Here is a 10,665-nt window from a genome sequence, read left to right as displayed (position 1 = left end):
CGGAGAGTAAACTATGTTTGATATGATGGAAGAGCACAGCGAAGAAGCTGTTATCAAGGTAATAGGTGTTGGTGGCGGCGGCGGTAATGCCGTAGAACACATGGTGCAGCAGCACATCGAAGGCGTGAAATTTATCACCGCCAATACCGATGCGCAGGCACTACGTAAGTCATCGGCTGATGTCACGGTGCAACTAGGTACACAGATCACTTCAGGTCTAGGTGCCGGAGCCAACCCGGAAATCGGTAAGAAGAGTGCCGAGGAAGATGCGGAAACCATTAAAAGCTCCCTGCAAGGTGCGGATATGGTCTTTATCGCTGCCGGTATGGGCGGTGGTACGGGCACAGGTGCGGCGCCAGTTGTCGCTCGCATTGCCAAAGAGCTGGGTATTTTGACCGTAGCGGTAGTAACGCGTCCGTTCGATTTCGAAGGTAAAAAGCGCGCTGCAGCAGCGGATCACGGCATTAATGAACTGGCGGAAATCGTTGATTCACTGATCACCATTCCTAACAATAAATTATTGAAAGTATTGGGTAAGGGCACGACCCTGCTTGATGCCTTCGCCAAAGCCAATGACGTACTTTACGGTGCGGTACAAGGCATTGCCGAGCTAATTACTCGCGCCGGCCTTATTAACGTCGACTTCGCCGACGTACGTACTGTTATGTCGGCTATGGGTACGGCAATGATGGGTTCTGCTTCGGCATCTGGCCCAGACCGTGCACAAGAGGCGGCGGAAGCGGCTATTTCAAGCCCACTGCTTGAAGACGTGGATCTAACCGGTGCCAAGGGTATCCTGGTTAATATTACCGCGGGTATGGACCTGTCTATCGAAGAGTTCGAGATCGTCGGTAACCATGTTAAGGCCCTGGCTTCTGAGAATGCCACAGTGGTTGTGGGTACTGCCATCGATATGGAAATGAGCGATGAGCTGCGCGTAACCGTAGTAGCAACCGGTCTAGGTGGCGATCGTCGTCCTCAGTTCGGTGTTGTAGACAACGGCTTTAAGCGCGCCGTGGGTTCTGATGTGAACGCCCAAGGAACGCAGAGCACACAAAGCACTTCTATGTTTGTGCCAAGCTTTGCTACCCAAGGAACTCAAACCAGCTTTGAAGAGTCAAAGCCGGTAGATGAGCCATCGTTTAGCAGTAATAGTGCGACCACGAGTCAGGCAAGTGTAGTGACTAGCCAAGAGAGCAAGGCCAGCGCTGCACCGAAGAAGCAGGAAGAATCGGGTGATTATTTCGATATCCCGGCGTTTCTGCGTAAGCAAGCAGACTAGTTTAAAAAACAAACTAATTTGTTAACTGGTGCGATGTGTGGTAGAATCCGCCGTCTAATTTTAGTTTAGTAAGTGAGCGAAAGCCTATGATCAAACAGCGTACGATTGCAGAAGTAGTCAAAGCCACGGGTGTTGGTCTCCACAAGGGTGAGAAGGTTTCCTTAACTCTCCGACCAGCGAGCGCGAATACTGGGATAGTATTTCGTCGCGTGGACCTTGATCCGGTTGTGGATTTCGAAACGACCCCGGAAGCGGTGGGCGATACGCAATTGTGTACCTGTTTAACTAATAAAGACGGCGTTCGCTTATCTACTACCGAGCACCTGATTGCTGCGGTAGCCGCATTAGGCATCGACAACCTGATTGTTGAGCTTGATAGCGGTGAAGTACCTATTATGGATGGCAGTGCCTTGCCATTCATTTATCTGCTACAAAAAGGCGGTATCGCCGAGCAGAATGTAGCCAAGCGTTTTATTCGTATCAAAGAAAAGGTACGCGTAGAAGAGGGTGATAAGTGGGCCGAGATCGAACCTTATGATGGTTTTCATATCGATTTCGAAATCGCCTTTGATCACCCAGCTATTAACGACAGTCGCCAGCGCATTGCCCTGGATATTACGGCACAGAACTTTATCGAAGAGATCAGTCGTGCCCGTACCTTCGGCTTTATGAAAGACATCGAGTATATGCATGCCAATAACCTGGCTCTAGGTGGCAGCATGGATAATGCCGTTGTTCTTGACGAGTTTAAGGTGTTAAATCCAAACGGCTTACGTTATGCGGACGAGTTCGTTAAGCATAAGATCTTGTACTGTGTGGGCGACATGTTTATGACCGGCCACAACATTCTCGGTAAGCTTACCGCTTATAAGTCGGGTCATGACCTGAACAACAAATTGCTGCGCAAAATCATGGCGACCGAGTCGGCATGGGAATGGGCAACATTTGAAGAGTCAGTGACCATGCCAGCTCCGGCTCTGGCACTGCATACGGCTTAAGTTTGCAGATAGAAAACTATCGAATAAAAAAATGACGCTTTAGAGCGTCATTTTTTTTGTCTGCCGTGTTGCGCCAAGCGCATTAATTTTTGCTGTAGCGAGGGTGGTGCATGCTCGGCAAGCAATTCTAAATTGTGAGCCGTTTGCTCGCTCATGGCGCGCTTGTTACTGGGTTCCTGGCTGGCCTTTTTAGCTTGCGTTTGTGCCTGCGCCAAAGGTGCGCGCTGCGCCGCATTGGGAGAGGTGACTATTTTCACCTGGCATAAATCCACCAAGCCCTGCTGGCGAAAGGCCGAGAGAATATCCATCTTGATATAGTTCAGCTTCATCGCCACCGTGGCGCTATGGGCCTCGATGATCAGGGCGCCGTCGCGAATATTGGCTACCCGGCATTTCTTCGCCAGGTTTTCCCCCACCGCTTGGTGCAGAGTCTGCTGTTGCGAGGCCAGCTCCTGAGTTTTGGCGCCATAGTTGGCGATGCGCGAGCCGAACCGCGGGTTTAATTGCCCCAGCACTTCGTTAAGTTGTTTTGGCGCATAGCGATCTTTTGCCATAAACGGCATCCACCTCTTGAATTTGACTGAATCGTCACCACTTCTATTGCAATGCTTGAGTCTCTATTGCTGTACTTTAGACCCACTTTATATTGCTAAGTTTGCAAAGATTTCTCTGAACGTTATGATAGGCCAGCGATAATACCAATGCCATTAGTTTTTAATAGGCTTTCTGCTGTAAAGGCAAGTTACCGGAAGTGCTAATGGAATTGGTATTATTAGGTGCTGCAATTCATTGAGTTTGTTATGATGTCGCTCAAAAGTACACCGCTCAAGCAGTCACACTCAATAGCTCCACAATAGTCGCTCTTATGTAACTTGAGTGCGGTATAAATTGGATAAACGAAGTTCGCAAGTGACTTGGCAGTGTCCCAAAGGGTAACCCCAGGGGATGAACCAGAGCGCTTAACGCAGATGAGAATGTAACGGTTAAATCATGATCACGAAAATATTTACCAAAATCTTTGGTAGTCGCAATGACCGCACAATTAAAAACTTACGTAAAACGGTCGCGCTAATCAATGCCTTAGAAGGCCAACTAGAATCACTCAGCGATGAAGAACTAAAAGCAAAAACCGCTGAATTTCGTGAGCGTTATGACAACGGCACAAGTTTAGATGACCTCTTACCAGAAGCCTTCGCGGTGGTACGCGAAGCATCAAAGCGTGTGTATGGCATGCGCCACTTCGATGTGCAGATGATAGGCGGCATGGTGTTGCACCAAGGCCGTATCGCTGAGATGCGTACCGGTGAAGGTAAAACCCTGACCGCAACCCTACCAGCCTACCTTAATGGTCTATCGGGTAAGGGCGTACACGTAATTACCGTGAACGACTACCTGGCCAAGCGTGACGCCGAAACCAACCGTCCGCTGTTTGAATTCCTGGGCTTAACCGTGGGCTGTAATGTGCCTGGCATGATGCCAATGCAGAAAAAAGACGCCTATAGCGCCGACATTACCTATGGTACCAACAACGAATTTGGCTTCGACTACCTGCGCGACAACATGGCGTTCAGTATTGATGAGCGCGTGCAGCGTCCGCTTAACTTCGCGGTGGTGGATGAGGTTGACTCCATCCTTATCGATGAAGCCCGTACGCCGCTGATTATTTCCGGTCCTGCGGAAGATTCATCTGAGCTTTACACGCAAATCAACAAGATAGTTCCTGAGCTGGTACAGCAGGAAAAAGAAGATGAGGAAGGCGTTGAAGGCGACGGTGATTACACTATTGACGAAAAAGGCAAGCAGGTTCACCTGACCGAGCGCGGTCAGATCAAGGTTGAAGAGCTTCTTACCGAGCGCGGCTTGATTGAAGAGGGCGACTCACTGTACTCGGCGGGTAACATTACCCTGCTTAGCCATGTGTACGCTGCATTACGTGCGCACAAACTGTATCAAAAAGACGTCGATTACGTGGTTAAAGACAATGAAATCATCATTGTTGATGAACACACGGGTCGTACCATGGAAGGCCGTCGTTGGTCTGAAGGCCTGCACCAAGCGGTAGAAGCCAAAGAAGGCGTGAAGATCCAGAACGAAAACCAAACTCTGGCTTCAATCACCTTCCAGAACTACTTCCGTATTTACGACAAGCTAGCTGGTATGACGGGTACGGCGGACACCGAAGCGTTCGAATTCCAGTCTATCTACGGCCTGGACACGGTTGTTATTCCAACCAACAAGCCGATGATCCGTGATGATCGTGCCGACCTGGTTTACCTGACTCAGGAAGAAAAATACGAAGCGATTTTGGCCGACATTAAAGACTGCCAAGAGCGCGGTCAGCCGGTGCTAGTGGGTACTATTTCAATCGAAAGCTCGGAATACCTGTCGCAGTTCCTGCGTAAAGAGAAAATTCAGCACAACGTATTGAATGCCAAGTTCCACGCTCAGGAAGCCGACATCGTTGCCGATGCGGGTCTACCGGGTAAAGTGACTATCGCCACCAACATGGCCGGTCGTGGTACCGATATCATGCTAGGCGGTAACTGGCAGAGCGAAGCCGAAAAGCTTGATAATCCAAGTGAAGAGCAAATCGCAAAAATTAAAGAACAATGGAAAAAGCGTCATGACGATGTCATCGCTGCCGGTGGTCTGCACATCATAGGTACCGAGCGTCACGAGTCTCGTCGTATCGATAACCAGCTACGTGGTCGTTCGGGTCGTCAGGGTGATGCCGGTTCAAGCCGCTTCTATCTGTCGATGGAAGATGCCCTGATGCGTATCTTCGCCGGTGAGCGCATGACTAACATGATGCGTAAACTAGGCATGCAACGTGGCGAAGCCATCGAACACCCTTGGGTTAACCGTGCCATTGAAAACGCCCAGCGTAAGGTGGAAGCCCGTAACTTCGATATTCGTAAGCAGTTGCTTGAGTACGATGATGTGGCCAACGACCAGCGCCGCGTGGTATACGCTCAGCGTAACGAACTGCTGGAAGAGGGTGATATCTCAGAAACCATAGATGCTATTCGCAACGACGTGATCAACGGCGTAATCGATCAGTATATTCCACCGCAATCGCTGGCGGAAATGTGGGACGTGCCTGCTTTGGAAGATCGCTTGAAAGCAGACTATCTGCTTGATTTGCCTATCCAGCAATGGCTTGCCGAAGACAACAAGTTGTTTGAAGAAAAACTGCGTGAGCGCATCGTCGAAGAAGCAACTAACGCATATAAAGCAAAAGAAGAAATGGTGGGTCCACAGGTGCTTCGCCAGTTCGAAAAAGCGGTTATGCTGCAAAGCCTGGATCAGCATTGGAAAGATCACCTGGCTGCCATGGATCACCTACGTCAGGGTATCCACCTACGTGGTTATGCGCAGAAGAATCCGAAGCAAGAATATAAGCGTGAATCATTCGAGCTATTCTCAGCCATGCTAGAGAACCTGAAAACAGATGTAGTAAACATCCTAAGCAAGGTTCAGGTACGTGCCGAGGAAGATGTTGAACGAGTTGAAGAACAACATCGCAAGTCTGAAGAAGCGCCGCGTCAGTATCAACACGCTGAAGCCGAGCAGGTTGGTGGTGAAGCGCCTGCTCCGGTATCGGCGCGCGTCGAGCCTAAGGTGGGTCGTAATTCGCCTTGTCCATGTGGCTCGGGTATGAAATACAAGCAATGCTGTGGCAAACTAAGCTAAGCATTCTCTTAGTTAAATAAAAAGCGGCCTATGCCGCTTTTTTTATGGAGCAGTTAATGAGTCAGAAAGTGGTCAATGTTGCCGTAGGCATTATTCTTCGCGGCGCGCAAACCTACATATGTAAACGCCCGGACGACAAACACCAAGGCGGCTTGTGGGAGTTTCCTGGCGGTAAAATCGAAGCCGGTGAAACCACAACGGCGGCCTTGGCCAGAGAGCTGTTGGAAGAAGTCGCCATTGAGGTGCACAGCAGCGACTCCTTTATGCTGATTGAGCATGACTATGGAGATAAGCAGGTGCGCCTGGATATCCATAAGGTCAGCGACTTTAGTGGTGAGCCTCATGGTGCCGAAGGCCAGCAGGGGGAGTGGGTGGCACTCAGCGATTTACAGCGTTATGCCTTCCCCAAAGCAAACCAGGCCATCCTAGAAAAACTATGTTCATAAATTGTTACAAACTGCGTTTCTCGCTCTGCGCCCATAGGTTTAATATGGGCTAGTTGGGGATCACCTCTTTCATAATTAAAAATGGGATAACAATATGTTTAAAGTAACCTTAGCAGCGGCCGCAACGGCGCTGGCACTAGGACTTACCGGTTGTAGTGAACAAGCACAAAGTGCAAAGACCGAAACTCAGGCGCAAAGCGTTGCTGCAGAACAAACAAAACAAGTGCAACAACTTAGCTCGGGTATTGAGCTGGAAAACATCGATACAGCCGTGCGTGCACAAGATGATTTTTACTACCACATCAATGGTAAATGGCTAGAGCGCACCGAAATTCCGGGCGACAAGTCTAACTATGGCTCTTTCACCGCCCTATACGATCAGTCACAAGCGGCACTGAAAGAAGTGATCGAAGCGGCGGCTAAAAACACCAAGGCGGCAGCGGGCAGCGATGAGCAAAAGCTGGGCGCCTTCTACAGCAGCTACATGAATACCGATGCCCTGGAAGAAAAAGGCATCGCTCCGCTGAAGCCTTACCTGGAAAAGATTGCCACGGTTGCCGATAAATCAGCGCTAGTATCGCTGATGGCTGATCTGCGCATTCAGGGCGGCACCACGCCGTTCGCTTGGTATGTCAATAACGATGCCAAGAACTCAAGCCAGTATGCCCTTTATGTGTCTCAGTCGGGCTTAGGTTTACCGGATCGTGATTACTACCTTAAAGATGACGAGAAGTTCTCTACCATCCGCACGCAATACTTGGCTTATATCACGGACATGCTAACCAAGGCCGGCGTTGAAAACGCAGACCAAGCGGCAAAGGGTATTCTTGCTCTTGAAACCGAGCTGGCTACGGCGCAGTGGAGCCGAGTAGAAAGCCGCGATGCCACCAAGTCATACAACAAGATGACGGTTGCCGAAGCCAATGAGCTAACCGGTGCATTCGACTTTGCCCAGTTCTTAAAGCAATCAAAAATCAACACCGAAGATTTAGTTGTACGTCAGCCTTCTTATTTTGAAAAGCTAGGTGGTATCTATGAGCAAACCGACCTGGCTACTTGGCAGAATTACCTAACATTCCATTTTGTTAGCAACTACGCCGATGAGCTAAGCAAGGAATTTGTTGACCGTAAATTTGCTTTCTACAGCACCACCTTACGTGGTGTTGAAGAGCAGCAACCGCGTTGGAAAAAAGCGGTAGACTCAGCCAACTCGGTACTGGGTGAGCTGCTTGGTAAGGTGTACGTTAAAGATAACTTCCCACCTGAAGCAAAAGCACGCATGGAAGAGTTGGTTGCCAACCTGATCAAAGGTTTCGACCAAGCCATCGACGGTCTTGAGTGGATGAGTGCCGAAACCAAAGTGGCAGCAAAAGAGAAGCTGAACAAGTTTACGCCTAAGATTGGTTACCCAGACAAGTGGAAAGACTACTCGGCGTTAGAGGTCAAAGCGGACGACCTGGCGGGTAACTTTATTCGTCACAGTGAGTGGGCATACGATGATATGCGTAACAAGCTGGGCAAGCCGGTGGATCGCAGCGAGTGGTTTATGACACCACAAACGGTGAATGCTTACTACAACCCGGTGAACAACGAAATCGTGTTCCCTGCGGCCATCCTGCAACCGCCATTCTTTAACCTGGAAGCGGACGACGCGGTGAACTACGGCGCCATCGGTGCGGTAATTGGCCACGAGCTAGGTCATGGCTTCGACGATCAGGGTTCAAAATACGATGGTGACGGTAACCTGCGTAACTGGTGGAGCGAGCAAGATTTGGCGCAGTTCCAGGAGCGTGGTCAGCAACTGGTATCGCAGTACAACGAATATGCCCCGTTTGAAGACGCTAATGTGAACGGCCAGCTGACGCTGGGCGAGAACATCGGTGACCTAGGCGGCCTAACCGTAGCCTATAAAGCCTACCAGTTATCACTGGGTGGCGAAGAAGCCCCGGTTCTGGATGGTTACACCGGCGATCAACGCTTCTTTATGGGGTGGGCGCAGATCTGGCGTCGTAAGTACCGTGATGAAGAGCTGCGCAACCGCCTGATGACGGACTCGCACTCACCAAGTCACTACCGTGTTATCGGTGTGCTGCCAAATATGCCTGAGTTCTATAAGGCATTCGACGTGAAAGAAAGCGACGAAATGTACATTAAGCCGGAAGATCGCGTTAAGATCTGGTAGGTTCGGCTAATTACTGCCAAGGCGCCAGTCTTGTTATCCTCGCCAAATAAGGGCAAGGGTAATGGGGCGGCGCCTTTGTTTTTTATCGCACTTGTTTCCCCCGTTAACGCAAACCCATTGCCTTGGTCGTTATTTATCTACTAACTTTGTTATCTAATAAATAAAAGCAAAGAGTAGAGAATTATGAAGCGAATAAAACGAGGTTTTTTTCTAGCAGGGATTTCGCTGAGTCTACTGGCACCACCAGCCACGCTTGCCCACGACCGCATTACCGGCAAGGAATTTGCCACCCGCTCCGAAGTCATTGCCAGCGAGGCCATGGCCGCCACCTCTCAGCCTTTAGCCACCCAGGTTGCGCTGAATATCTTGCGCCAGGGCGGCAATGCCATTGACGCGGCCATCGCCGCCAATGCCATGCTGGGTTTGGTTGAGCCTACCGGCTGTGGTATTGGCGGTGATCTCTTTGCCATTGTTTATTCCGCCGAGGACGGCAAGCTGCATGGCTTGAATGCCTCGGGTCGCTCACCGCTTGGTTTGAGCTTTGAAGAGCTTAAGAAAATAACCAAGGACGAGGGGAAGATCCCTGCCTATGGACCGCTGCCGGTGTCAGTTCCCGGTGCCGTTGATGGTTGGTTTGAGTTACACGAAAAGTTTGGCTCACTGCCCATGGCGCAAATTTTAAAGCCCAGCATCGAGTATGCCGAAAAGGGCTTTCCCGTCAGCGAGTTGATCGCCTATTACATGCAGCGTAGTGTCGGTGCTCGGGGCGAATATCCGGGTTTTAAAGAGGTCTTTATGGCCGACGGCGCGATGCCGAAAAAGGGGGAGATATTTAAAAACCCGGCGCTGGCCAACACCTACAAGCAACTGGCAGAAGGTGGTCGCGATGCCTTTTACAAGGGCGATATCGCCAAGGAAATCGACCGTTATATGCAGGAAAATGGCGGCTATATCCGCTATCAAGACCTAGCGGCCCACACCAGCGAATGGGTTGAGCCGGTGGCCACCACCTATCGCGGACACACCCTGTGGGAGTTACCGCCCAATGGCCAGGGTATCGCCGCCCAGCAGATCCTGAATATCCTCGAAGACTATGATCTTGCCGCCATGGGCTTTGACAGCCCCGAGTATATTCACACCTTTGTTGAGGCCAAAAAGCTCGCCTTTGCCGATAGGGCCAAGTACTACGCCGATCCCGCCTTTAACGATATTCCGGTGCAGCGTTTGATTTCCAAGGAGTATGCCGCCGAGCGTCGCAAACTCATCGACCCCAATAAGGCGGCCAAGCGTGACCATGCCGGACCGGTGGAAGGAGATACCATCTATCTGACCACGGCGGATAAGTACGGCAACATGGTGTCGCTGATCCAAAGTAATTACCGCGGTATGGGCTCGGGTATGACCCCGGAAAAACTCGGCTTTGTGCTGCAAAACCGTGGTGAGTTGTTCTCCCTTAAAGAGGGGCACTTCAATCAGTATGAGCCCGGTAAGCGGCCCTTTCACACCATTATCCCGGCGTTTGTCACCAAAGACGGTAAACCTTATATGAGTTATGGGGTGATGGGCGGTGCGACGCAGCCGCAAATGCATGCGCAGATCCTGATCAACATGATTGATTTTGGTATGAATCTGCAAGAGGCGGGGGATGCGCCGCGTATTCTGCACTCGGGCTCAACTCAGCCCACCGATGAGATCATGACAGATGGTGGTGTAGTGTCCCTGGAGTCCGGTTTTAGCATGGAAACGCGCCGTGAATTAATGAAAAAAGGCCATACTCTGCAAGAAGCCGTGGGGCCCTATGGTGGCTATCAGGCGATTCTCAAAGACCCGCAAAGCGGCGTTTATTATGGCGCTTCCGAATCCAGAAAGGATGGCCAAGCCGCCGGTTACTAGGGTCTGTTGACCTTTGTTGTTCGTTTCTGCAGCAGCTTGTAGTGTATTTATACAAGGCGGCACATGTGTGGTGTAGTTATTCTACATAAGCATGTAACAACACAGTAGAAATGCACTACAAGCGCTGCCCTACGGGTTCATCTAAACGCATCCTGCTCTGTGTTGCTCGCT

The 10,665-nt window shown here is 50.5% G+C and carries 7 protein-coding genes; 6 read left to right on the top strand and 1 reads right to left on the bottom strand.

What is annotated here, in order from left to right:
- The first annotated feature begins 13 nt into the window (after positions 1–13).
- A complete protein-coding gene (gene ftsZ / locus C2M34_RS03315; protein WP_105258061.1) occupies positions 14–1,282 on the top strand; it encodes a cell division protein FtsZ in 1,269 nt (422 codons plus the stop codon).
- Positions 1,283–1,368: 86 nt separating this feature from the next.
- Positions 1,369–2,280 (top strand): UDP-3-O-acyl-N-acetylglucosamine deacetylase, encoded by a 912-nt coding sequence (gene lpxC / locus C2M34_RS03310; RefSeq protein ID WP_105258060.1) that lies wholly within the window; start codon positions 1,369–1,371, stop codon positions 2,278–2,280.
- Positions 2,281–2,327: 47 nt separating this feature from the next.
- On the opposite strand, the gene C2M34_RS03305 is transcribed toward lpxC, so the two are convergent.
- Positions 2,328–2,834: a DUF721 domain-containing protein gene (locus tag C2M34_RS03305; protein WP_105199749.1), complete on the bottom strand. Its 507-nt coding sequence runs from the start codon at positions 2,832–2,834 to the stop codon at positions 2,328–2,330.
- Positions 2,835–3,270: 436 nt separating this feature from the next.
- Between C2M34_RS03305 and secA the strand changes: the two genes are divergently transcribed.
- From secA to ggt, 4 genes are all read left to right on the top strand, one after another.
- Positions 3,271–5,973 carry a preprotein translocase subunit SecA gene (gene secA / locus C2M34_RS03300; RefSeq protein ID WP_105199374.1) on the top strand — a complete coding sequence of 901 codons (2,703 nt, stop codon included), beginning with the start codon at positions 3,271–3,273 and terminating at the stop codon, positions 5,971–5,973.
- A 56-nt stretch (positions 5,974–6,029) separates the two neighbouring features.
- Positions 6,030–6,419 (top strand): 8-oxo-dGTP diphosphatase MutT, encoded by a 390-nt coding sequence (gene mutT, locus C2M34_RS03295; protein WP_105258059.1) that lies wholly within the window; start codon positions 6,030–6,032, stop codon positions 6,417–6,419.
- A gap of 94 nt (positions 6,420–6,513) precedes the next feature.
- The gene (locus C2M34_RS03290; RefSeq protein ID WP_105258058.1) at positions 6,514–8,601 is read left to right on the top strand and encodes a M13 family metallopeptidase; all 2,088 of its coding nucleotides are present in this window, start codon (positions 6,514–6,516) and stop codon (positions 8,599–8,601) included.
- Positions 8,602–8,781: 180 nt separating this feature from the next.
- Positions 8,782–10,494: a gamma-glutamyltransferase gene (gene ggt / locus C2M34_RS03285; RefSeq protein ID WP_442792778.1), complete on the top strand. Its 1,713-nt coding sequence runs from the start codon at positions 8,782–8,784 to the stop codon at positions 10,492–10,494.
- Positions 10,495–10,665 lie beyond the last annotated feature (171 nt).

Origin of the sequence: Pseudoalteromonas sp. T1lg88, from assembly GCF_002964765.1 — a bacterium.
In the GTDB taxonomy this organism is placed as follows: domain Bacteria; phylum Pseudomonadota; class Gammaproteobacteria; order Enterobacterales; family Alteromonadaceae; genus Pseudoalteromonas.
This window is presented reverse-complemented; position numbering and strand designations above follow the sequence as displayed.

Bases quoted from the DNA above. Each gene is read 5' to 3' on its own strand.
- C2M34_RS03305 (WP_105199749.1), bottom strand. From the start codon at position 2,834: ATGGCAAAAGATCGCTATGCGCCAAAACAACTTAACGAAGTGCTGGGG.
- secA (WP_105199374.1), top strand. From the start codon at position 3,271: ATGATCACGAAAATATTTACCAAAATCTTTGGTAGTCGCAATGACCGC.
- C2M34_RS03290 (WP_105258058.1), top strand. From the start codon at position 6,514: ATGTTTAAAGTAACCTTAGCAGCGGCCGCAACGGCGCTGGCACTAGGA.
- lpxC (WP_105258060.1), top strand. From the start codon at position 1,369: ATGATCAAACAGCGTACGATTGCAGAAGTAGTCAAAGCCACGGGTGTT.
- ftsZ (WP_105258061.1), top strand. From the start codon at position 14: ATGTTTGATATGATGGAAGAGCACAGCGAAGAAGCTGTTATCAAGGTA.
- mutT (WP_105258059.1), top strand. From the start codon at position 6,030: ATGAGTCAGAAAGTGGTCAATGTTGCCGTAGGCATTATTCTTCGCGGC.